Here is a 21,425-nt window from a genome sequence, read left to right on the forward strand (position 1 = left end):
TCCCGGCGATTTCGGCCGGAACCGGACAGTTCCTGTTGAAGGACCTGGTGCTTCTTGCGGCATCAGCGTGCCTTCTACTTGCGTCCATACGGACAGCAGACGCGTGACGGCAAACAGGTGATAGGCGACGCTCCGGACCTGCGCTTTTGCCGAACCATACCCGCCTCAGCCCATAACGATCGACAAACCCTGTCGCTTTGATAGGGTGTTCGAAAACATGCTTTCGAGGGTTTGTCGTACATGCTGGTCGGATATATGCGGGTGTCAACGACCGATGACCGCCAAACGGTCGATCTCCAGCGGGACGCGCTCGTCGCAACCGGGGTCGATCATCGGCATCTCCATACCGACAAGGCATCCGGCGCGCGCGACGACCGACCAGGCCTGAAAGCCTGCCTCGACTATCTGAACGCGGGCGACACACTGATCGTGTGGAAGCTCGACCGGCTCGGACGCTCGCTGCCGCACCTGCTGACGATCGTCACCGATCTGAAGGCGCGCGGCATCGCGTTCCGGTCGCTGACCGAGCAGATGGATACGACCACGCCGCACGGCGAATTGCTGTTCTCGCTGTTCGGTGCATTGGCACAATATGAGCGTGCGCTCACGCGCGAACGGGTGATGGCGGGACTGGCTGCTGCCAAACGCCGGGGACGCCAAGGTGGCCGCCCGCCGATGATCGACGCCGAAACGCTCGAGCGGATCACCGCCGCGCTGGATGGCGGGGCCAGCAAGGCGTCCGTCTGCCGGACCTTCAAGGTGCCGCGTTCGACCCTTCTCGGCACGCTTGCCCGGATCGGCTGGACCGCACCGGCCAAGGTCTAAGCCGATGCCGCGTCGCGCCGTCCTGTCGGACGAGCAACGCGCGGCGTTGCTCGCGCTTCCCGACGACGAAACCCTGCTCGTCCAGCACTGGACATTGAGCCGGGACGACTTGGCCATCATCGTCCGCCGGAGGCGACCGCATAACCGGCTGGGTTTCGCGATCCAGCTTTGCGCGCTGCGCTATCCTGGCCGTTTCCTGCGACCCGGTGAACTGATCCCTGATACGCCGCTCGCGTTCGTCGCAGAGCAATTGCAGGTCGGACCCGAGGTGCTGGCCGACTACGCGACGCGCGGCCCGACCCGGTACGAACAGCTCGATGCACTGCGCGATGCATTCGGCTTCATGCCGCTCAGTCGGCCGCTGCGAACGACGTTGCAGGAATGGCTCCTGCCGATCGCGCTGACGACGACCAGCGGGGCTAGGCTGGCGCGCGTGATGCTGGATGAGTGCCGGCGACGGCGCATCATTGTGCCGGGCATCAGTTCGGTCGAGCGGATGGTCGCACAGGCGTTGCTCGATGCCGAACGCCATGTCGCCGAGCATCTGACCCGAGGACTCGATGCTCGACAGCGCCGGCTGCTCGATGCGCTTCTCCTGCCCCACACAGGCACGAACTTGAGCGATCTGGCCTGGGTGCGGCAGTCACCCGGCAAGCCCGGCCGAAAGACATTCGCCGCCATCATCGAGCGACTGACACTGCTTCGGGCCATCGGGATCGATCCGGATATCGCCGTAGGCGTCCATCCCGAGCGCCTCCGACGCCTGTGCCAGGAAGGCGTGCGGCTGACCGCGCAACATGTTCGGACGCTGCAAGCGACGCGGCGTCGCGCCACATTGGTGGCGACCATCCTCGAAACCATCGTTACCCTCACCGACGATGCGGTGCTGATGTTCGATCGCCTGCTTGGGCAGATGTTCCGGCGCGAACAGAACAGCGCGGACACGACACTCAAGCGCAACCGGCGCACCATCAACGGCAAAATCCGGCTGCTTGCCCAACTCGGCGCTGCCTTGCTCGCCGCCAAGATATCAGGTGGCGATATCGGCGCTGCGGTCGAGGCAGCGATCGGATGGAATGATCTCGGCCGCGAGGTCGATGAAGCCCGCAAGCTGATCCGCCCCGATTCGGTCGATCCCGTCGCGGTCGCCGCGACCAATTACCCCGTCCTCCGACAGGTCGGTCCCTCGTTCATCGCCTCGTTCACATTCGGGGCGGTGCCAGCCTGCCATGCGCTCGCGCGAGCGGGCGCGATCATGCGCGACCTTCATTTTGGTCATCTGCGCAAATTGCCTGCAGGCACGCCAGTCGGCTTCATCCGGCAAGCTTGGCGTCGGGCGATCGGCACCGGCATTCCCGATCGCAGGATCTATGAATTGTGCGTGCTGGTCGAGCTTCGCGACCGGCTTCGCGCCGGCGACATGTGGGTCGAGGGAAGCCGACGCTATCGTGCTGTCGAGCAGCAACTCATTCCTGCCCCCGTATTCGCCAACATGCGCGCGGCCGGCCCCTTGCCGATACCGGCACCGGATACGGCCGATATCTGGCTGGCCGAACGACGCGCCCGCCTCGCCCGTCGATTGGCCGAGGTCGAGCGAAAGGCGGAGACGGACGCGCTGGAAGACGTGCAGCTCAGCTTGGGCAGGCTGCGGATTTCGCCCTTGAAGGCGATTACTCCCGAGGAATCCGATACCGCCCTTGCGCCGCTCTATGCGCATCTGCCCGCGATCCGCATCACCGACCTTCTTGCCGAAGTCGATCGATGGACCGGGTTCAGCCAGTGCTTCACGCATCTGCAAAGTGGCCGTGCCGCGGATGAACCACGTGCGATCCTCACGGCGGTGCTCGCCGATGCCACCAATCTGGGCCATACGCGCATGGCGGAAGCCTGCAATCTCGTGACCCAGCGCCAACTCGGTTGGCTCGCCTCGTGGCATCTGCGCGAGGAAACCTACGGTCGCGCGCTCGCCCGGCTTGTCGACGCCCAACACACCGCGCCGCTGGCCGCGCTGTTCGGGTCCGGCACCTCGTCCAGCTCAGACGGTCAGAACTTTCCGCTCGACCGCCGCGCCCAGGCAACCGGCGCAGTCAATCCGCACAAGGGGACAGAGCCGGCTGTCTCCTTTTACAGCCACGTCTCGGATCGCTACGCGCCGTTCCATTCCACAGTTATCTCCGCTTCGGCGAGCGAGGCGGCACAGGTGCTCGACGGGCTGCTCCACCACGGCGCCGATCTGCACATCGAAGAGCATCACGTCGATGGCGGGGGCGTCTCCGACCATGTGTTCGCGCTATGTCATCTGCTTGGGTTCCGGTTCGCGCCGCGTATCCCGAATATCGCCGCACGCCGTTTGCACCTGTTTAACGGCATCGAACCCGGCCCCGATATTGCGCCGCTGGTCGCGGGCCGCATCGACGAAGGTCTGATCGAGGCACACTGGGACGACGTGCTGCGACTGGGAACCTCGATCCGCACAGGCGTCGTCAGCGCCTCGATCATGCTGGAACGGCTCGGCTCCTATCCACGCGCCAACGGCCTGGCACTGGCGTTGCGCGAGATCGGTCGCGTCGAGCGTACCCTGTTCACGCTCGACTGGATCGAGCAGCCCGAACAGCGTCGCCGCGCCACCCGCGAACTCAACAAGGGAGAAGCGGAAAATGCCCTGAAACGCGCCATCTTCTTCCATCGCATCGGCCGTATCCGCGATCATGCGCTGCAAGCCCAAAGCCATCGGGCGAGCGCGCTGAACCTCGTCGCCGGTGCCATCGTCCTGTGGAACACGACCTACCTGCAAGCCGCCCGGATGCATCTCGCCAACCTCGGCCGGCCGGTCCCGCCGGACCTGCTGCAACACCTATCACCGCTCGGTTGGCAGCATATCAATCTCACCGGCGATTACCTCTGGACCGATCCCGATGCGCCATCCACCGCGCTCAGACCGCTTCGCCAGATGCGCGCCGTCGAAGGCACGGCAAAACCTTAGCGTATATCTGGGTCCGTTCTGTGTACCGACCCCTATCTGCGGAGATTGACGAGCACCAAGCGGCCGGAGCACCGCGAGGACTGCCCCTTCTTCCGCGACCAGGTCACGCACCGCATCACCGAGATCCGCTCTCGCGAGACGCCTGCTGATCCACCCACCGGCTATTTCGAGGTGCTGCGCCCAGCCCCGGAGAAACTGGCGCAGAGGCCCGAGGAAGATGCCAGCGACGATCGCACCCGCCATGCCTCCGTTCCGCGCCTAGCGCGGCTCCTGTGGCGCCTGATCGACGCTGCCGGCACCAACAAGGTGGCCCCCGTCGCGCACGAATACGAAACCGCCTCGATCAAGCTGGAGTTCGAGGCGCTCGGCAGAGCCTCGACCAAGATCGAGATCGCGCCGGGCATCGAGCTCGGCCGAGCGTTCTGGACCCACGCAAATGCGCTTCACAGCCGTAGAGCCTACGCCATGCTGCGCCAGCTCGCGAAATCGTGGCCGAGCGGACACGCGCCACAGGGCTTCATGGCGCTGTTCTCGCCACACGTCCGGGGCCACGTCGTCGACGTCCCCGGGGCCGAGGCGATCCACGTCGCCAACCGCGTGCAGTCGCCCTCCGTGCGCGGCAACCTCATCAAGGGGCCGTTCTTGGTGATGATCGTCGCGGGCGAGTATCCCGAGGCGCACGGCTACGCACCGCTTCGCGCCTACGCTCAACCAATCTTCTCCGGTCAGCGCTTCATCCCGGTCGACTCCGAGTTCGAACGGTCGGTCCTTCGCGAGCTGTTCAAGGCCCGCCGGCTACTGGACGCCGGGGGAGTGGATCTCGCGATCGAGAAGCCCGTCTTTGACCGCCTCACGACCCAGGGCTCATGCCGACCCGACTTCCTCCTCGAGGCACGCTCGCGCCTGACTGGCGAGATCAAACAGCTCGTGGTCGAAGCGATGGGCTTCAGCGACGACGACTACCTGACGTCCAAGGCGACGACGCATCCGCGTATGCGGCTCCTTGGACCACTCCTGACGATCGAGCCCACGGATGTCGAGAAGGACCGCGTGGGCGATCTGATCGCGAGTGCTCTCGATCTCTGAGGCTCAGTTCCAGCTCAGGCTCATGCCGAACGAGACCACGATCCCGAGCGTCACAGGGGTCGACAGAAGGTAGAGCTTCTGCCAGCGCCACCAGGTCTTCGGCAGGAACAGCACGGCGCCACGCACGGACCGCATCTCCTCCCAGGACCGCTCGCGATACAGACGGATTCCGGCGACCGAGACGGAGAGGACCATCGCGATCGCGCAGCACAGCCCCGTGGCGGTGTAGAGTGCTATCCAGTTGATCAACTCGACTTGGGTCAGGTGCGCCATGATCAGCCTCGTAGCCCGCCTCGGGTGATTAATGTCTCCGACCCTTGGCCGGTTCCGAACGGACCCTATCTGTTTACAACAGCATGGTGAGGATATGCTTAACCCCCCACCGCAACGAAAGTGACGCAAGTTCCTCGCATACCGCAAGCTAATGGTCGATAAACGGCTTCGCACGTCCTGCCGATCGGATCGCCGACCCACGTCCGCACGCCGAGCTGCCGAGGCGGTTTGTTGATGAACCCCGGCGTCGTCGTCCTCGTCATCATCTTCGAGGGCGTTCGGAAGGTCACGCTCCACGCGACCGAAGCGCAGGCGTGGCGGCAGCTGATGGAGTTCGTAGACCGACGCTGGGAACGCCGGTTCGGCCGAGCCCCCTCCCCTATCGAGCCCGAGGCGCGCGCGGACCAGTTCTTCCGCAACAACAGCGACGATCTCTACGCCATCATCGACGCCGACCTTTCCGAGCTGCAGGAGGCGCTCAGCTGACGCCGTTCTTCGCTTGGCCTGACGCACCATCCCGTCGTACAATCTAGGCGAGCGGGAGCCTCCTATGTTCGAGTGCCTTATCTTGGGCGACAGCACCGGCGTCGGTGCCGGTCAGGCGATCAACCGGCGCTATGCCCAGCAATGCGACGTGCAGGCCGTCGAGCGTGCTACAGCGGCGCAGATCCTCACCTGGAGGAAAACGGGCAAAGACTATGGCGCCTGTGTTTTCGCCATGGGATCAAACGACCCGGCCGGCGCCGCCCTCGCGACCAAACTCACGAAGATCCGCACCAGCCTCTGCTTTCGCCGAGTCATTTGGCTGCTGCCTTATGCAAGACCCCAGGCTTATACTGTCAGCTCGGTTGCCGCTCGCTTCGGGGACGAGACGGTCGACTTGAACCGTTTTGAGACGCGGGACCGGATACATCCGCGCAACTATTCGCAAGTAGCATCGGTTCTTCTGCGCTGAGCGCAGAATCATAAAAGAGGTGAGAGGGATCGAGAGGATCGGGCAAGCGGGAGTTGCGTCCCGCGGCCCCTGCCCTCACCCGCCGAGGCTCCGGTCCCGGCGCAGCTCGCAGGAGCTTGCGATGTCGCTACACCTCTTGATGATCACCTTCGGCGACAAAGACGAACTGTCGGTCCACCCGGACCACGGCTCCGCATGGGCGGCGCTGCTGGGGTTCGTGGACGATCGCTGGTCAGCCTTGCTCGGAAGCACAGAGGCACCCGATGACGAGAACGCGCGCGTCGACGCCTTCTTCGCACTTCCGGACGCCTTCTACCTGATCGGCGAAGTGGTGGCGTCGCTGCCCGCCGCCTAGCGTTCCTCTCCCTCAGCCAGGTCCATCAGCTTCTCGATGGCCTGCCAGTAAGGCAGCCGCTCCCGGTCGCAGTATTCGACGAAGCGCCCCATCACGCTCACCGGGCCTTTGACGCTGACCTGGTGGAGCTGCTCGCCCGCATAAGCCGACTTCTGCCGGCGCGGCAATGCCGCAGGCGCGGACGGCTTGGAGAACCCGTGTTCGCGCCCGATGTCATCTACCGCAGCCGCGTCTCGGCGCTGATCCGTTCGGCTGCGTTCAGCCCGGGTGTTCGGCCGGATGTCCGAGAGATCGTCCAGCCCAAGTTTGATGCCGTTGCTCATGCCGTCTGCTCCACGACAGCGTTCTGCCGTCTGATTTCCGTCACGACCTCCTGCACGAAGGCGGTGGCATTGATGCGCGCCTTGTCCAGCCCGGTCGCCTGATCGTCGCCGAGGCTCCAGAGCGAGCGGTAGTGTGTGAACATCGCGCGAAACCCCGCGCGATCGTTCAGAGCGGTCTCGAAGGTCGGGATACCCGCGCCCCGAAACTGCGACCTGATTTCCTTCTCGTCGCGCGTCGCGATCGCAGGGTTCACGCGCGTAAACAGCATGCGATACGGGATCTCGCGGCGAAGCGCCCTCCCCTCATCCACCACCAGCTTGATCGCCCGGCTCGCCTGTCGTGCGTCGACCGGCGACGCCTGCAGCGGGATGATGACCAAGTCGGTCCGCGAAATCGCGCGAGACATGGCCAAGTTCGCGGTTCCTTCCAGATCGACGATGACGAACTGGCTGGAGGCTGCCGCCTCCTCGATCTCGTCGATGATCGCGTTGTCTGACGGGAGTGTCCGGCACTCGAATCCAGGATCAGACGTCTCGCTCGCCCACGTCTCAAGCGTTCGGTTCGGGTCGCCGTCGATGACAGTCACCGAGGCCCCGGCTTGGCTGAGACCGCTGGCGAGCACCAACGCCGACGTGCTCTTACCTACCCCGCCCTTGGGGCTTGCAAAGCTGATTACTGGCATGCTCCAGCCTTCCTCGTCATCGCTGCGCTACACTGGCGCAGCCTTCACACGACAGGCGGGGAGATTGCCCGCCCTGACTACGCCATGCCAGACCACACATCGCTTGGCAACGCTATACATGGCAGGGCATGGATAGGATACGCTACTAAGGCGTACTAAATGCTACGCAGGGCTATGCCACCCCAGCCACCGCATGGCAGCGCTACGCTAGAATATGGTAGCCACCGCTATGCACCGCTCGGGCATGCCGAGCATTCCGAGCGGTTCAGCTGCGATGCTTAGGCCTTCTCTTGGTACCATAGTCTACCACTGGCCGGAGCGAGGGGAGGGGGTGCAGAATAGCGAAGGAGCAGAAAAGATGCCCTATACCGCATTGAAACCAAGCCAGGAACTCGTCGACATCGTCGGCTCGCTCGGTGGAGTTTGGCACGGCTATGTTGCGACATGCCGATGCCCAGCCCACGTCGATCGGACCCCGAGCCTGTCGCTACGCCAGGGAGATCGCGGCATCCTCGTGACGTGCTTTGCGGGCTGCGAGGCAGAGGACGTCCTGCGCGAGATTCGTCGCATCCCGGTGACGAGGCGTTTCGAGCCCCCGAAGGCCGACATACGCCGCGGAACCGGGAACGTCGAACGTCTCTGGGAACAGGCCCGCGACGTCATGCAGACGCTCGGCGAGCGCTACTTGCAGCGACGCCACATCGTCGCAGGACCGGCCGATCTCCGCTTCCATCCGCGATGCCCGCTCGGACCCAAGGGACGTACCGTTTTCAAGCCCGCCCTATTGGTCGGCGTGAGGGAGGGACATCGGCTCGTCGCCTTCCAGCGCATCTTCCTCGACCCGGCAACCGCGGACTACGAGTGCAAGGTCATGCTTGGACAACCGGGGCAGGGGGCGTGGCAGGGACGACCGCTGCAAGGTGACACGCTCGCGATCGCGGAGGGGTTCGAGACGGCCGCGGCCTTCACGATCCTGCATGGCGTGCCCTGCTGGGCGACCCTCGGCGCTCGACGGTTCGATCATCTCGGCCTGCCGTCGGCGCTCGCCAATCTTCTACTCGCACAGGATAACGATCCGGAGGGCGAAGCCGCTGCCGTACGCGCAGAGGCTCACTATGCACGTCCCCGGCTCAACATCCGGCGAGCGCCACCACCAGGGCGCATCAAGGACTGGGCGATCGTCCTCGATCGCGAGCAGGAAAGGGGAGGGGGGGTCGAGTGGATGATGCTGCCGTTTGGGCGGCCGATCCAGGAGACCCCCATGACCGACCTATTCTCGACGGCCGAGAACGCCGACCGAAGCGCCGCGCTCCTGCTGCAGGATCGACTCCGCGCCGGCGACAGCATCACGCGGGCCGCCCTCAATGAGGCCATGACGAAGGCCTATGGCGGCACCGACGCGCAGGGATGCTGGACCCAGCGCGAGAGCTTCGAGGTGCTGGAGCACGCGCTCGCCGTCCACCTGCGGACGGTCCCCCACGCGCTCCACGCCTTGCCCGATGTTGCCCACGCCATCCGGCTCATGGCGGCGCTACCCACCCAGACTGTCCGGAGCGAGGAGCAGCTCGAATGGCAGCAGTTCTCGACACCGGCAGACATCGCCGCTCTGGCCGTGCTCCTGGCGAACGCACAGGAAGGCGACGTCGTCCTCGAACCCAGCGCCGGCAACGGCCTGCTCGTCGCGCAGCTGCGCCAGGACGTCACGCTTCAGCTGAACGAACTCGACCCGGCTCGACGGGCACGGCTCGCCCACAGCTTTCCCGGCGCGCCGATCACCGGCTACGACGGCGCAGCGCTGACGTCGCTGATGGCATCGTCCGAGCGTCCCACGCTGGTCCTGATGAACCCGCCGTTCTCGCGCTCGCTCGGCCGCGGCGCCGACGACTTCGCGGCCGTGCGCCACCTACAGGCAGCCTTGCGCCGCCTGCGCACCGGAGGACGGCTTGTCGCGATCATGCCCGACTGGTACGGCCCCAGCGCGCGTCTGCGTGACCTGTTCGACTCCACGCTGCGCGATGTCGCGGTCCGAACCTCGATCCGCCTCGAAAAGTGCTACACGAAGCACGGCACCTCGATCGCGGTCCGCCTCTACGTCATCGACAAGGCACCGGGCACGACGATCCCCTCGACGATCCAGCGCTCGTCGGTCGCCGAGATCCTCGACGCGGTGACGATCGTCGACCGGCTGAAGCCGAAAACGGACGTGCCAATGGCTCCTGTCCGGAAGACCGGCACGACCTCACTGTTCCGTGCCGTGAAGAGCACGCGCCCTGCCGAACCGCGCGCCTATCATGCCCCCGTCCGCAACGAGGTTCTCCCCGTCGATTTCACGCCGCTGGAAACCCCGGCGCCGCTTCTCGGACAGACGGGCGTCTCCCTGCCCTATCGGCCGAGCCGCCTCGTGTTCACCACCGCCGGCGAGCATCCGACCGCACTGGTCGAGTCCGTGGCCATGGGCTCGATCCCCGCGCCAATCCCCCATCATGTCCCGCGCTTGCCCGAGCGGACGGTTGCCGAGCGTCTGCTGTCGGCCTCGCAGCTCGAAACAGTCGTCTACGCCGGCGATGCTTGGACCCAGATGATCCCGGGCCGGTTCCGCCCGAGCAAGGAGGGCGTCGGACTGGACCTGTCCGAGGACGGCCGCGAGTATCGCAAGGGTTTCTTCTTGGGCGACGGGACCGGGGCGGGGAAGGGCCGGCAGATCGCCGCCTGCATCCTCGACAACTGGCTGCAGGGCCGCCGCCGCCACATCTGGATCACCAAGAACGAGCCCCTCCTCGAGGATGCCCGACGGGACTGGACCGCGCTGGGCGGCATGACGGCTGACATCCAGCCCCTTACCAGCTGGAAGATCGACGAGGTGGTCAAGCTCGACCAGGGCGTGATCTTCGTCACCTATCCGGCGCTCCGCTCTGCTCGGGGTGATCACACCCGGCTCAAGCAGCTCATCGATTGGGCACGCGAAGACTTCGACGGTGTCATCGCCTTCGACGAGGCACACGAAATGGGCGGCGTCGCAGGCGGGGAGGGCGCTCTCGGCGCGAAAAAGGGTTCCCAGCAGGGCATCTGCGGGGTGCTGCTCCAGAATAACCTGCCCGGCGCGCGCGTGCTCTACGCCTCGGCGACCGGAGCCTCCGACGTCAACAATCTCGCCTACGCCGTCCGGCTCGGCCTCTGGGGACCGGAGACCGCCTTCGCCGACCGCGAGCAGTTCATCAGCGGCATCCGCAAGGGCGGGATCGCCGCCATGGAGCTCGTCGCTCGCGACCTCAAGGCGACCGGCCTCTACATGGCGCGCGCGCTCAGCTTCGCCGGCGTCGAGTACGACATCCTCAAGCATGCGCTGACACCCGACCAGATCAGGATCTACGACACCTATGCGGATGCCTGGGGCATCATCCACCGCAACATGGAACAGGCGCTGGAGCTGACCGCCGTCGTCGACTCCCTCGAGAACGCGACGCTCAACAGCGGCGCCAAGGCGTCCGCCCGCTCGCGCTTCGAGTCGACCAAGCAGCGCTTCTTCGGCCAGGTCCTTCTCAGCCTGAAGATGCCGACCGTCATCGCCGCGGTCGAGGAACACCTCGCCGATGGCAAATCGGTGGTGCTGCAGCTCGTCACGACCGCGGAATCGATCCTCAACCGTCGCCTCGGGGAGCTCAGCCCCGACGAGCGGGCAGACCTCGAAATCGACCTGTCGCCACGCGAATATGTCTAATGTGGAGCTCCACATTATACTGATTACCGGAACTTCCTCAGGCTATGGGAAGGCGACCGCACAGCTCTTTCTCGATCAAGGTTGGAACGTCGTTGCGACAATGCGGGCGCCTGACGAAAGCGTGTTCGACAAGCCCGGGGACCGGCTGAAAGTCCTGCCGCTGGATGTGACCAGCGCTGAAAGCATTTCTAAGGCTCTCGCCGATGCCGTCGCCGCCTTTGGACGGATTGATGTGCTGGTCAACAACGCGGGCATCGGCTTGCTTTCCGCGTTCGAGTTTACGCCTGACACCGTAATTCGGGAGATGTTTGAAACAAACACTTTCGGGGTGATGGCGGTCTGCCGAGCGGCAATCCCGCATATGCGCCAGCATGCGGGTGGTGTGATAATCAATGTGACCTCCAGCACGGCGATCGCCCCGATGCCGTTCGTTGCCGTGTATACGGCCAGCAAGTGTGCTGTTGAAGGGTTCACTGAGGCGCTTTCGTATGAATTGGGCCTGGTTGGCATCCGGGCGCGGATCGTAGAACCAGGCCTTGCACCAACGACCAATTTCAGAACGAACAGCGCCAATCGCATTGAGGGACTGACACCACCGCCATACGACGCCTTTGCGCAACGCTATTTCGCCAAGTTGCAAGACTATCCAACCGCGTTCACGAGTGTGAGCGAAGTCTCCGAGGCTGTTTTCGCTGCTGCGACGGAGGAGGGCGATCGGCTGCGCTTTCCGGCGGGCCCCGATACCGCGTTGTTCGCACAATTGCGATGGATGACCTCGGAGGAACATTATTTGGCACAGATGCGGGCGATGTTCGGGCCTGATCTTTCTGAGTAGTGTTTTCTCTATGCGAGTGTCGCTTCTCCACGAGCATCGTAGCCGCATAATTGGCGCCGTCCCGCGGTTCGCGGCGGCGGAAATGCGCAGTCATTCCCTGTTGCGCAGGTCGCGGCTGAGCGTCGGCCGGCCACTGCATCGGCGGGCAGGCGGGGGGGGGCATGCCTGACTTGGCTCTTGACCTCCGCTTTCTCCGCTACGCGATTCTGGTTGCGGAACACGGAAGTTTCCGCCGTGCGGCCGATGCGATGAATCTCTCGCAGTCGACGGTCAGCCGTCGAATTCAGTTGCTCGAACGCAGGGTGGGCGTGCCGCTCTTCGAACGCAGCAGGAGCGGAGTGCGGCCGACGCCAGCCGGCGAGCGCTTCATACGGGAGGCTGCATTTGGCGCTGAACACATTCGCCAAGCTGTCAGCAGCCTAAGCATGGAGAAACGAGGCCAGATTGGGGAGTTGAAAATCGGGCTGATGGCCTCGCTCGCCAGCGGTTTCTTGGCCGACGTGCTCGAGGCGTTCCATTTCCGGTTTCCGAACATCGATATAAAGATCGAAGAGGCGACGGCGCAGGCGACTGCCGCCGGCGTGCTAAGCGGTCGGCTCGACGCGGCATTCATTCCCGGCGAGCCGCGTCTTCCCGGTTGCCAGGCGATGCATCTCTGGGGTGAACCTCTATACGTCGCAGTTTCAAAGCACCATTCCATGGCGGCACGCGTCGGCGTCAATTGGGAGGATCTCCGCGACGAGACATTCCTTGTCGCAGCGGACGTTCACGGGCCTGAGGTCGAGGCGATCATCGTGCGGCAGCTTTCCGGTTTGGGTTTTCATCCGCGGATCTCGGTGCAGCGGGTTGGCCGCGAGAACCTCCTCAACATGGTGGGCATGGGATTCGGCGTGACCTTGGCTGCGACCTCCACTCAGGGCGCCTCCTATCCCGCGGTCATCTTCGTTCCGCTTGCCGAAGGGGGCGAGGTGTTCAACTCAAGCGTTGTTTGGTCGACAAACAACGTCAATCCCGCGCTTAAGCGTCTGCTGGACCTTAGCGCATCGATCGCAAAAACGCACCAGCGGCGGTCCTCAACGGTCCTAGAGGCCATTCAACGGTTGACATAACGAGATGACTGGTCATTTATTAACGTCATGCCACGTCCACCGAATCCAGAAGTTCGTTCGCGCCTCATCGAAAAAGGCGCAGAAATCATCCATCGCCTTGGCTTCAACGGCTGTGGCGTGCAGGATATTACTGCCGCTGCCGGAGTTCCGAAGGGATCGTTTTACAATTACTTCGAAAGCAAGGATGCGTTCGCGGCAGCGATACTCGATGAATACTGGCGCGCAATCGAATCCAATTACGTGTCCATCCTGGAAGACGATTTCGTTAGCCCGTTAAAGCGCGTCGAGAGACACTTTTCGGAGTTGATTGAGTATCATGAGCGACAGAAATTCACGTTTGGCTGTCTGATCGGCAATCTCGCGCTTGAGCTTGCGGCGCAGAGCTCGATTGCACGATCAAAGCTGAAAGCTCTCCTGAGGACTTGGACAGCCGCCCTTGCAAAGTGCCTGTCGGCCGCGAGCGAAGCGGGAGAGCTTCCCCTCGCGCGCGAACCCCAGGACCTTGCGGCGACGCTCATCGAGGCCTTCGAGGGCGCGGTGATGGTGGCCAAGGTCGAGCAAAGCGGAAGAGCTCTGAGGCGATTTGGCACTGTTGCCCTGCCTCGGCTCCTCGCGTGAAAATCGTGTCGTATTAATAGACGACCAGTCACTTTAATACGTCGCCAGCAGATGGCGCCTTCCTCTTCTGAAAGGAGAAGATCATGACTGAACTCTACGCAGATCCCGAAAATCCGGTGCTTCCAAAAAGCACGTTTCAGCTCGACCTGAAGCGAGCTGCCCTCGTGGTGATCGATCCGCAGAACGACTTCTTACATCCCAGCGGTGTGAGCTGGCCGTTCTTCGGCGAGAGCGTTGTCGAGAACAACACCGTGTCGCACATCGGCCAACTGTTCGAAGCCGCGAAGGCAGCGGATATCACCGTCGCCATCTCGCCCCACTTCTACTATCCATGTGACCATCATTGGCAGTTTGGCGGTCCACTGGAAAAGACCATGCATGCGATCAACATGTTTGGTCGCAAAGGCCAGTTTACCGTGGAGGAATTCGAGGGATCGGGCGCGGATTTCCTCGAAGACTACAAAAAGTACATCCACGACGGCAAAACCATCATTGCCTCGCCGCACAAGGTCTACGGCCCCGAGACGAACGACCTCATTCTCCAACTGCGCAAACAAGGTGTGTCACAAGTCATCCTGGCCGGCATGGCCGCCAATCTGTGCATTGAAGCGCATTTGCGGGAACTGATCGAACAGGGCTTCGAAGTGGTGGTCGTTCGCGATGCGACAGCCGGCCCTCGCGTTCCGGAGGGCGACGGCTACCTCGCCGCCCTGGTGAATTTCCGGTTCCTCGCGCACGGCCTTTGGACGACCGCGGAAACCGTCTCACAACTGAAGGGCTGAGACGCCCGCACCTGCGCACATGTCCCTGTGGTCCCGGCATTGCCGGGACCGCATCCCGTTAGCGATCATCAAAGAAGGAGAACGGATCGATGAGGCGTGAGGAACTGACCGAAAAGATATTGGACATCAAGCGCGAGCGAGGCTGGTCGTGGAAACACATCACCGGAGAGATCGGTGGTGTGTCCGAGGTGCTGATCATCGGCGCTTTGCTCGGGCAGATGAAGCTGATCAAACCGCTCGCGAAGAAGGCTGCGGCGCTGTTCGGCCTGTCGGAGGCAGAAGAGCGTATGCTGAACGAGGTGCCATATCGAGGCATGCCCATGCCGCCGACGGACCCCCTGATATATCGCTTCTATGAAATGGTGATGGTCAACGGCCCCGCGTGGAAGGCACTCATCGAGGACGAGTTCGGCGACGGCATTATGTCCGCAATCGATTTCGACATCACGTTCGAGCGTGAGCCGAATCCAAAAGGTGATCGAGTGAAGATCGGAATGTCGGGCAAGTTTCTTCCCTATCGCTACTACGGAAGCGAGCAAGGCATTCCCGAATATGGCTATAAGGAACCCGAATGATCGTTCGCCGGGGCTCCCTTGGGCCCTGCCGACGATCAAGAGGAAGTAACGTGCCGCGCGCGACGTGCCTTGGCGAAGCCGCGATCGGTCGCGATGAAGCGTTCGATCATAGGCGCAATCAGACGTGTTGGATCGGCGACCGGCTGGCCGGTCTCGCGGCCGTGAACCTCAGCGTAAGCGACAAGATCCCGATAGACCGTCGCCGGTAATTCCGCCGTCACCTTCACGGGCTTGTCGTCGGCTATCATGCCGAGTTTCAACTTGGTCACATCAGCCTCCGTAGGGCTCGAGAATAAGATCACGGGTTACGATCACCCGGACCGGGAATCCGGGTCGGATGGTGAGCGTCGGGGCGATGTTGAGCTGCCGCCGGATGATCTGCTGGCCTGCGTCGTTGATCGTGTCTTGGCCGCCGTTGCGGATCGCCTGGATCAGCCGGTCGTCATCATTGGTGGCCAGTTCGGCGCCGACGCTCAGGAGCGTCGAGAGACCGGCGGCCTTGGCGAGATCCCACCAGTGATAGTCGACGCCGTCCTGCAGGCCGGCATAGCCCTCGGCGTCGGCGCCGGGCTGGCGCTCCAGCACGATGCTGCGGCCGTTCGGAAAGATCAGCCGATTCCACACGAGCAGGACGCGGCTCTGCCCGAACTGGACGTTGTTGTCATACTGGCCGATCACGCGCGTGCCCTGCGGGATCAGGAGGATCCGGCCTGTCGGGCTGTCATAAATGTTCTCGGTGACCTGGGCGGTGATCTGGCCCGGAAGGTCCGATCGAACGCCGGTGATGAGAGCGGCCGAGATGACGGCGCCGGCTTGAAGGATATTCGGAGAGGCCGGCGCGGCGATGCGGTCGGCCGCAACAGTGCGTCGGTCGACCGGCGCGTTGAGAAAGGCCTGCTGCCGATCTTGGGCGCTCGGCGTTGCCGGCGGCGGCGCGAGCCCGAGGCTGGCGAGGTCCGGTGGCGCCTGGTTCGGCGTGTTCGCCGTGACCGGCGCGGCATTGCGCGCCTCCGCCGCCGCGAACAGACGGCTGGTGCGGGCGGTCTCGATCTCCTGGAGCCGGCGCTGCTCCTCGGCGCTGAGGCCGGGCTGCGGAGCGGCGACGCCGGGATTGGGCACGGGCTGGCCGCGGTTCTGGGCGCTGACGATCGGCCGGCCGAGGTCGCCCGGCAGCGGCGGGCCGAGCTGCGGCACGCTGCTATAGTCGCGCGGCAGGCCCTGGAGGCCATCCGCCGTGTTGCGGTTGTCGGTTGAATAAAGCTCCTCCGGCGCCCGGCCGCCGTTGCGAGTCTGGAGCGCATAGACCAGCGCACCGCCGATCCCGAGGCTGGCGACCAGGCCGAGCCCGGCGAGCACCTTGCGCGACAGCCGCGTCACGCGCGGCGCATCCGCGCGCAGCCGCATCGGCGCTGCCGCTTCGGGCGCCGATCCGGTCAGCGGCGCGGCCGCATCCTCTCCCTCGTTCCGGTCTTCGCTCACGACGCCGGCCTCCCGTCGGTGCGGGTGATCCGGACACGCTTCTGATTGTCGCCGGAGCCGAACCGCAGCTCGGCGGCGGCGACCAGCCGGTCGACGATCATGTAGTTGGTGCGGACGCGATAGTTGACCAGCTCCGACGTCTTGCCCTCCGGGCCGACGACGAACAGCGGCGGCATCTCGCCCTGGCCGACGCCGCGTGGGAATTCGATGAAGACTTGCCGGCCGTCGTCATAGGCCCGCAGCGGCCGCCATGCAGCACGGTCGCCGGTCACCTCGTAGCGGAAGTTCAGCCGTGCGAGATCGACGCCGGTGGCCACCGGCTGGGTGGCCTGCGCCTCGGCATTCTGCCTGCGGAGCGCGATGAGCTGGTCCTGCGGATACTGCCACGAGACCGAGGCCATATAGGTCCGCTCGGTCGAGCGCAGCTCCATATGGTAGGTGCGTAGATTGGTGTTGATGACCAGGTTGGTCATCAGATCCGCGCGCGTCGGCTTGACGAGGATATGGACCTGCAGCGTCGCGCCGGCGCCGCTCTGCGTGTCGCCGATAATCCAGCGGACCGTATCGCCGGCCGCGACCGGCCCTGAGCCGACGAGCTGCTCGCCGGGTTGGAGCGCAATGTCGGTGATCTGCCCGACGGCGGTGTAGACCTGATAGAGCGCCCCTTGCGTGAAGGGATAGACCTGCATCGAGTTGATGAAGCCGTCGCGCACCGGCTGAATACGGGCGGCGGCGTTGGCCTGGTTGACGCGCGCGGTGGGATCGGCCGGCTCCGGAGCGCGGCGCGATTCCTCGACCGGCTTCATCTGACCGGGCAGCGGCAGCGGTCGCGGCAGCTCGACGACCCGGACCGGCGCGGGAGGATCGACGGTCTGCACGGCGGCCGGAGCGTCGTCGTAGCTGATTTCCGGCGGCGGCGTCGCGGTGGCGCAGCCGGCGAGCGCCGTCGCCGACAGCAGCAAAGCCGCAAATGTCTGAATGCGCAAAGCCGGCCTTCCGGCTTTACGGAAATACGGCTTTGTCATTGCCCCAGCTCCCGTGACCATGAGATTGCGTTGACGTAGATCCCCAAGGGATTGGCCCGCAGCCGGTCGGCATTGCGGGGAATCTGGACGACGATCGTGAGGATCGCGGTCCAGCGCGTGGTGTCGGCGAGCTGGCCGTTCTCATACCGGCGCTCCGTCCAAGCGACGCGGAACGAGTCCGGCGACGCACGGATGACGCTCGAGACATCGACGGCGATCTGCTGGCGGCCGACCTTGGTGAAGGGATCGTTCGAGCGCGCGTAATCGTTGAGTGCGGCCGCGCCGCGATCTGTCGTGAAGTCGTAGGCGCGTAGCCAGTTCTGGCGGACGATGATCGCGTCGGCTGGGATCGAGCGGACCTGCTCGATGAAGCGCGCCAGGTGGAAGGCGATCTGCGGATCGGTCGGCTGGTAGTCGGCGGTCGCAGGCGCAATCGCTTGCGCCTGGCCGAGCCGGTCTGTCTGCACCACCCATGGCACGACGGTTCCCCGAGCTGACTGCCAGACCAGCGCAGCGGCGAAGCCGGCGCTGAGGAACAGCGATCCGAAGGCCATATAGCGCCAGTTCCTCGCCTGGACGCGGGCCGAGCCGATACGGTCGTCCCAAACCTGGGCGGCGCGCTGATAAGGGGTCTCGGGCTCGGGAGCCTTTCCGTAATGCGTAGAGGGTCTTCGGAACATCAGCGGTCGCTTTCAGAGAGGTTGATGGAAGAGCCGCCGCCATGGCTGTCGCCGCTGCGGACGGCATGGACGGTGGTGGAAACGGCGTGGCTCATCTGCTGGGAGCGTTTCATGCGCTGGGCCCAGGCGGGCGGCGTGTTTGAATTGCCGGCGGCGGGCGCGGCCTCGTCTGAGCCGCCGCCGATGGTGCCCATGGTCGAGGAGCCGCCGGTCGCCTCGAAGGCGGACTTGGCGCCCTCCGAGAAACTGGAGCGCATGCTTTCGGTCGAGCGTTCAGCGGCGCGGCGGAGCGGCGATGTTGCAGCGGAACCGGCGGCCCGGGCGACGCCGCCCAGGCCACTGGCCACACCTGAGGCGCCCGACTGCCCTGCGGCGCCCAGGCTGTAGGCGGTGGAAGCGCCGCCCGCGAGGGCGGCGCCCCCGCGAGCGGCGGCGGCCGCGCCTCCTGCCAGCGCGGCTCCTCCGGACGCCACCGCTCCAACCGTGGCGGCGCCTGCGGCGACCATGCCGCCCGCGGCTAGGCCGGTTCCGATGGCGGCGCCCGCGCCGAGCTGGGGTCCGCCAGAGACGAGACCGTTGGCGATGCCCGGACCGAAGATGCCAAGACCGAGCAGCGTCAGCGCCGCGAGCACGATGGCCATGGCCTGATCGATGGTGGGTGTTGCCCCGCCGAAGCCGGCGGTGAATTCGGAAAACAGGCTCGACCCGATGCCGATGATGACGCCGAGGACGAGCACCTTGATACCTGAGGAGATGACGTTGCCAAGCACACGCTCGGCCATGAAGGCGCTCTTGCCGAACAGCCCGAACGGGATGAGCACGAAGCCCGCCAGCGTGGTGAGCTTGAATTCGATCAACGTCACGAAGAGCTGGATGGCCAAAATGAAGAAGGCCAACAGCACCAGCGCCCAGGCGAGCAGCATCACCGCGATCTGGATGAAGTTCTCGAAGAAACTCCAGTAACCCATGAGATCGGATATGGAATCGAGCAGTGGCCGGCCGGCATCGAGGCCGGTCTGGGCGACGCGGCCGGGCCGCATCATGTCGGCGACGGTGAAACCGGTGCCGGAGGCTTTCAGGCCGAGGCCAGCAAAGCTCTCGAAGATGATGCGGGCCAGGTTGTTCCAATTGCCGATGAGGTAGGCAAAGACGCCGACGAACAGCGTCTTCTTCACCAGGCGCGCCATGATGTCTTCGTCGGCGCCCCAGCTCCAGAACAGCGCGGCGAGCGTGACGTCGATCACGATCAACGTCGTGGCGATGAACGCAACTTCGCCGGAGAGAAGCCCGAAGCCGCCGTCGATGTAGCGGGTGAAAACTTCCAGGAAGTGGTCGATGACGCCGGTGCCGCCCATGATCTCAGCGCGCCTCGTTCGTGTGGGAGTCGACGGCCGGCACGGGCTCCTTGACGATGGGCTCGCGCGTGACCGGCGGATTCTGCGGGATGTCCTGCGGACCGGGCGCCTGCGGCGCCGGCTGCGACGGCGTGAGGAAGCGGTCGCGGTTCTCCGCCCAGGTCTGCAGGCACTCGCTGTCGCTGGTGCCGGCCTCGCCGAGCCGCTGGCAGCGGCGCAGCTTTGCCTTCAGCGGATCGGCCGCCGCTTCCGCGGGCACCGCGATGCTGCGGTAGATCGGCGGCTCGTCCTTGCGGGCGAGTTCGATGGCGGTGGCGGTGACGGCGAAGGTCACGAAGAAGATGGCGCCGATGCGCGCGAGGATCTTTCCGTCCATCGTCGCGCCCTCAGTTGCCGTTCTGGAACATCTGCGCGTTGCCGGGCTGGTAGCCCGAGCCCGGCGTCAGGAAACGGCGGCGCTGCTCGCGGCCCTGTTCGGCGGCCGCCGACCGCTCGGCTTCGGCGAGCGCCTGGGAACGGCCGTTCGCCGAGACGACGGCGGTCAGGTCCGCGAGCTGCTGGGCCTGGAGTGCGAGAAGCTGGTTGCCCGCCTGGGTGGCCTGCAGCGCGCCGGTGGCGCCCTGGCTCTGGCCGACCAGCGCCGACATCTGGGTGCGGTTGGTGTCGATGTTGCCGACCACGCCGGCCTGGACGCGCATGGCGTCCTGAAGGCCGGAAACGGTGTTGTTCCAGCGCTCTTTCGCCTGGGCGATGAGCTGCTGATTGGACGCGCTCATCGAGGCGCTTCCGGCCCCGTAATTGGTGCGGAACGCCTGATCGATGTTCTGGACATCGTAGGCGATGCGCTGCGCCTGCTGCAGAAGCTGTTGGGTGCGCTGGACCGATTGCTGGAGCTGTTGCAGCGAGGAGAACGGCAGGCTCGCGAGGTTGCGGGCCTGGTTGATCAGCGAGGTGGCCTGGTTCTGGAGCGAGGTGATCTGGTTGTTGATCTGCTCCAGCGAACGCGCCGCCGTCAGGACGTTTTGAACGTAGTTCGTCGGGTCGTAGACGATCCATTGCGCCGAGGCCGGCGCGACTAGCACCGGCGACGCAGACAAAGGGATGGCGAGGACGGCGGCGGTGATCGCCGCGCGGGGAATGCGCAGTTTCATGGCAGGCTCTCCAGGTTGGTGAGGTCGGGAATGAGGTCGACCGCCCATGTCGCGCCGCGCAGCCGCAGCCAGGCGGCGAGGAATCCCTTGCGGCCATGCTCGGTGACGATGCGGTCTATGGCGGCCTGGTCGGTCTTCGACGAGGCGGCGCAGAGCGCCAGCGCGACGTCGGACAGGCCCAGCTCGAACAGGCGATTGCCTCGGCGGGACTGGCAGTAGTAGTCGCGCTTGGGCATCGCCCGCGCGAGGATCTCGATCTGGCGCGAATTGAGCCCGAAGCGCTGATATATCGCCGTGATCTGCGGTTCGATCGCGCGCTCGTTCGGCAGTAGCAGCCGGGTCTGGCAGCTTTCGATGATGGCTGGCGCGATCGCCGAGCCGTCGATGTCGGAAAGCTGTCCGTCGTCAGAACATTTGGCACAGGTCGCGGCGTAAATTAGCGGAGTGCGGGCCTCGTCTGTTGTTGGGTTTTAGGCGGCGAGCTTACGGTGTTGCAAGCGCCGATGTTCAATGGTCTGTCGCTTGATCCTTTCGCGTTGTTTGATGATGGCTGGTGCCCTGCCGAAGTAGGCGTCTGCGGGCGTCACGTTGTTTAGGCTCTCGTGGTATCGGCGG

Annotated in this window: 22 protein-coding genes and 2 pseudogenes; 12 read left to right on the plus strand and 12 right to left on the minus strand. The window is 64.7% G+C overall.

What is annotated here, in order from left to right; translation table 11 throughout:
* Positions 1-240 precede the first annotated feature (240 nt).
* From ABB55_RS28240 to ABB55_RS28250, 3 genes are read left to right on the plus strand one after another with little or no spacing between them, the layout of a single operon-like run.
* On the plus strand, positions 241-825 hold the full coding sequence (locus ABB55_RS28240) for a recombinase family protein (protein WP_010339849.1): 585 nt from the start codon (positions 241-243) through the stop codon (positions 823-825).
* A 4-nt stretch (positions 826-829) separates the two neighbouring features.
* Positions 830-3,808 (plus strand): Tn3-like element ISMpo10 family transposase, encoded by a 2,979-nt coding sequence (locus ABB55_RS28245; protein WP_054362419.1) that lies wholly within the window; start codon positions 830-832, stop codon positions 3,806-3,808.
* 45 nt (positions 3,809-3,853) lie between these two features.
* Positions 3,854-4,894, plus strand: coding sequence for a hypothetical protein (locus ABB55_RS28250; RefSeq protein WP_196489957.1), 1,041 nt, complete (start codon positions 3,854-3,856; stop codon positions 4,892-4,894).
* A gap of 3 nt (positions 4,895-4,897) precedes the next feature.
* On the opposite strand, the gene ABB55_RS28255 is transcribed toward ABB55_RS28250, so the two are convergent.
* Positions 4,898-5,167, minus strand: a complete 270-nt coding sequence (locus ABB55_RS28255) for a hypothetical protein (protein ID WP_054362420.1) — start codon at positions 5,165-5,167, stop codon at positions 4,898-4,900.
* A gap of 234 nt (positions 5,168-5,401) precedes the next feature.
* Here ABB55_RS28255 and ABB55_RS28260 point away from each other — a divergent pair, with 234 nt between their 5' ends.
* The 3 genes from ABB55_RS28260 (at position 5,402) to ABB55_RS28270 (ending at position 6,477) form a co-directional block, all read left to right on the plus strand.
* On the plus strand, positions 5,402-5,653 hold the full coding sequence (locus ABB55_RS28260; RefSeq protein ID WP_058539788.1) for a hypothetical protein: 252 nt from the start codon (positions 5,402-5,404) through the stop codon (positions 5,651-5,653).
* Positions 5,654-5,735: 82 nt separating this feature from the next.
* Entirely contained in the window at positions 5,736-6,122 is a 387-nt protein-coding gene (locus ABB55_RS28265) for a hypothetical protein (RefSeq protein ID WP_200912148.1), read from the plus strand.
* A 121-nt stretch (positions 6,123-6,243) separates the two neighbouring features.
* Positions 6,244-6,477 (plus strand): hypothetical protein, encoded by a 234-nt coding sequence (locus ABB55_RS28270; RefSeq protein ID WP_054362423.1) that lies wholly within the window; start codon positions 6,244-6,246, stop codon positions 6,475-6,477.
* Here ABB55_RS28270 and ABB55_RS28275 read toward each other — a convergent pair.
* Both ABB55_RS28275 and ABB55_RS28280 read right to left on the minus strand, forming a co-directional pair.
* Positions 6,474-6,800 carry a hypothetical protein gene (locus tag ABB55_RS28275; RefSeq protein WP_054362424.1) on the minus strand — a complete coding sequence of 109 codons (327 nt, stop codon included), beginning with the start codon at positions 6,798-6,800 and terminating at the stop codon, positions 6,474-6,476. The two genes, ABB55_RS28270 and ABB55_RS28275, sit on opposite strands and share 4 nt — an antisense overlap.
* Entirely contained in the window at positions 6,797-7,483 is a 687-nt protein-coding gene (locus ABB55_RS28280; RefSeq protein WP_054362425.1) for a ParA family protein, read from the minus strand. Before ABB55_RS28280 ends, ABB55_RS28275 begins: the two co-directional genes overlap by 4 nt.
* A 358-nt stretch (positions 7,484-7,841) precedes the next feature.
* Here ABB55_RS28280 and ABB55_RS28290 point away from each other — a divergent pair, with 358 nt between their 5' ends.
* The 6 genes from ABB55_RS28290 to cynS all read left to right on the plus strand — a co-directional run bounded on the left by ABB55_RS28290 (position 7,842) and on the right by cynS (position 15,120).
* On the plus strand, positions 7,842-11,201 hold the full coding sequence (locus tag ABB55_RS28290; protein ID WP_160321338.1) for a strawberry notch-like NTP hydrolase domain-containing protein: 3,360 nt from the start codon (positions 7,842-7,844) through the stop codon (positions 11,199-11,201).
* A complete protein-coding gene (locus tag ABB55_RS28295; RefSeq protein WP_054362427.1) occupies positions 11,194-12,036 on the plus strand; it encodes an SDR family oxidoreductase in 843 nt (280 codons plus the stop codon). The genes ABB55_RS28290 and ABB55_RS28295 overlap by 8 nt, the downstream gene beginning before the upstream one ends.
* Before the next feature lie 161 nt (positions 12,037-12,197).
* Entirely contained in the window at positions 12,198-13,145 is a 948-nt protein-coding gene (locus ABB55_RS28300) for a LysR family transcriptional regulator (protein ID WP_054362428.1), read from the plus strand.
* Between the two features lie 27 nt (positions 13,146-13,172).
* Positions 13,173-13,763 (plus strand): TetR/AcrR family transcriptional regulator, encoded by a 591-nt coding sequence (locus tag ABB55_RS28305; RefSeq protein ID WP_054362429.1) that lies wholly within the window; start codon positions 13,173-13,175, stop codon positions 13,761-13,763.
* A gap of 83 nt (positions 13,764-13,846) precedes the next feature.
* Entirely contained in the window at positions 13,847-14,545 is a 699-nt protein-coding gene (locus ABB55_RS28310) for a cysteine hydrolase family protein (protein WP_054362430.1), read from the plus strand.
* 89 nt (positions 14,546-14,634) lie between these two features.
* Entirely contained in the window at positions 14,635-15,120 is a 486-nt protein-coding gene (cynS, locus tag ABB55_RS28315) for a cyanase (protein WP_054362431.1), read from the plus strand.
* A 35-nt stretch (positions 15,121-15,155) separates the two neighbouring features.
* Here cynS and ABB55_RS28320 read toward each other — a convergent pair whose 3' ends face one another.
* From ABB55_RS28320 to ABB55_RS30105, 9 genes and pseudogenes are all read right to left on the minus strand, one after another.
* Positions 15,156-15,389 (minus strand): DUF2274 domain-containing protein, encoded by a 234-nt coding sequence (locus ABB55_RS28320; protein ID WP_054362432.1) that lies wholly within the window; start codon positions 15,387-15,389, stop codon positions 15,156-15,158.
* Between the two features lies 1 nt (position 15,390).
* Entirely contained in the window at positions 15,391-16,524 is a 1,134-nt protein-coding gene (locus ABB55_RS28325; RefSeq protein WP_196490234.1) for a TraB/TrbI/VirB10 family type IV secretion system protein, read from the minus strand.
* Between the two features lie 71 nt (positions 16,525-16,595).
* Entirely contained in the window at positions 16,596-17,624 is a 1,029-nt protein-coding gene (gene trbG, locus ABB55_RS28330) for a P-type conjugative transfer protein TrbG (protein WP_200912149.1), read from the minus strand.
* Positions 17,621-18,304 (minus strand): conjugal transfer protein TrbF, encoded by a 684-nt coding sequence (gene trbF / locus ABB55_RS28335; protein ID WP_054362435.1) that lies wholly within the window; start codon positions 18,302-18,304, stop codon positions 17,621-17,623. Before trbF ends, trbG begins: the two co-directional genes overlap by 4 nt.
* Positions 18,304-19,659 (minus strand): P-type conjugative transfer protein TrbL, encoded by a 1,356-nt coding sequence (gene trbL, locus ABB55_RS28340; protein ID WP_054362436.1) that lies wholly within the window; start codon positions 19,657-19,659, stop codon positions 18,304-18,306. Before trbL ends, trbF begins: the two co-directional genes overlap by 1 nt.
* A gap of 4 nt (positions 19,660-19,663) precedes the next feature.
* The gene (gene trbK-alt, locus ABB55_RS28345) at positions 19,664-20,035 is read right to left on the minus strand and encodes a putative entry exclusion protein TrbK-alt (RefSeq protein ID WP_054362437.1); all 372 of its coding nucleotides are present in this window, start codon (positions 20,033-20,035) and stop codon (positions 19,664-19,666) included.
* Between the two features lie 10 nt (positions 20,036-20,045).
* Positions 20,046-20,810 carry a P-type conjugative transfer protein TrbJ gene (gene trbJ / locus ABB55_RS28350; RefSeq protein ID WP_054362438.1) on the minus strand — a complete coding sequence of 255 codons (765 nt, stop codon included), beginning with the start codon at positions 20,808-20,810 and terminating at the stop codon, positions 20,046-20,048.
* A pseudogene (locus tag ABB55_RS29395) lies at positions 20,807-21,205 on the minus strand (conjugal transfer protein TrbE); the annotation flags it as partial. The gene trbJ and the pseudogene ABB55_RS29395, both read right to left, overlap by 4 nt.
* A 75-nt stretch (positions 21,206-21,280) precedes the next feature.
* A pseudogene (locus ABB55_RS30105) lies at positions 21,281-21,425 on the minus strand (IS3 family transposase); the annotation flags it as partial.

This window comes from Prosthecodimorpha hirschii (assembly GCF_001305515.1).
Lineage (GTDB): Bacteria > Pseudomonadota > Alphaproteobacteria > Rhizobiales > Ancalomicrobiaceae > Prosthecodimorpha > Prosthecodimorpha hirschii.

Coding starts and splice junctions, on each gene's coding strand:
- ABB55_RS28240 (WP_010339849.1), top strand. CDS start 241: ATGCTGGTCGGATATATGCGGGTGTCAACGACCGATGACCGCCAAACG.
- ABB55_RS28245 (WP_054362419.1), top strand. CDS start 830: ATGCCGCGTCGCGCCGTCCTGTCGGACGAGCAACGCGCGGCGTTGCTC.
- ABB55_RS28255 (WP_054362420.1), bottom strand. CDS start 5,167: ATGGCGCACCTGACCCAAGTCGAGTTGATCAACTGGATAGCACTCTAC.
- ABB55_RS28260 (WP_058539788.1), top strand. CDS start 5,402: ATGAACCCCGGCGTCGTCGTCCTCGTCATCATCTTCGAGGGCGTTCGG.
- ABB55_RS28270 (WP_054362423.1), top strand. CDS start 6,244: ATGTCGCTACACCTCTTGATGATCACCTTCGGCGACAAAGACGAACTG.
- ABB55_RS28275 (WP_054362424.1), bottom strand. CDS start 6,800: ATGAGCAACGGCATCAAACTTGGGCTGGACGATCTCTCGGACATCCGG.
- ABB55_RS28280 (WP_054362425.1), bottom strand. CDS start 7,483: ATGCCAGTAATCAGCTTTGCAAGCCCCAAGGGCGGGGTAGGTAAGAGC.
- ABB55_RS28290 (WP_160321338.1), top strand. CDS start 7,842: ATGCCCTATACCGCATTGAAACCAAGCCAGGAACTCGTCGACATCGTC.
- ABB55_RS28295 (WP_054362427.1), top strand. CDS start 11,194: ATGTCTAATGTGGAGCTCCACATTATACTGATTACCGGAACTTCCTCA.
- ABB55_RS28300 (WP_054362428.1), top strand. CDS start 12,198: ATGCCTGACTTGGCTCTTGACCTCCGCTTTCTCCGCTACGCGATTCTG.
- ABB55_RS28305 (WP_054362429.1), top strand. CDS start 13,173: ATGCCACGTCCACCGAATCCAGAAGTTCGTTCGCGCCTCATCGAAAAA.
- ABB55_RS28310 (WP_054362430.1), top strand. CDS start 13,847: ATGACTGAACTCTACGCAGATCCCGAAAATCCGGTGCTTCCAAAAAGC.
- cynS (WP_054362431.1), top strand. CDS start 14,635: ATGAGGCGTGAGGAACTGACCGAAAAGATATTGGACATCAAGCGCGAG.
- ABB55_RS28325 (WP_196490234.1), bottom strand. CDS start 16,524: ATGCGGCTGCGCGCGGATGCGCCGCGCGTGACGCGGCTGTCGCGCAAG.
- trbG (WP_200912149.1), bottom strand. CDS start 17,624: ATGACAAAGCCGTATTTCCGTAAAGCCGGAAGGCCGGCTTTGCGCATT.
- trbF (WP_054362435.1), bottom strand. CDS start 18,304: ATGTTCCGAAGACCCTCTACGCATTACGGAAAGGCTCCCGAGCCCGAG.
- trbL (WP_054362436.1), bottom strand. CDS start 19,659: ATGGGCGGCACCGGCGTCATCGACCACTTCCTGGAAGTTTTCACCCGC.
- trbK-alt (WP_054362437.1), bottom strand. CDS start 20,035: ATGGACGGAAAGATCCTCGCGCGCATCGGCGCCATCTTCTTCGTGACC.
- trbJ (WP_054362438.1), bottom strand. CDS start 20,810: ATGAAACTGCGCATTCCCCGCGCGGCGATCACCGCCGCCGTCCTCGCC.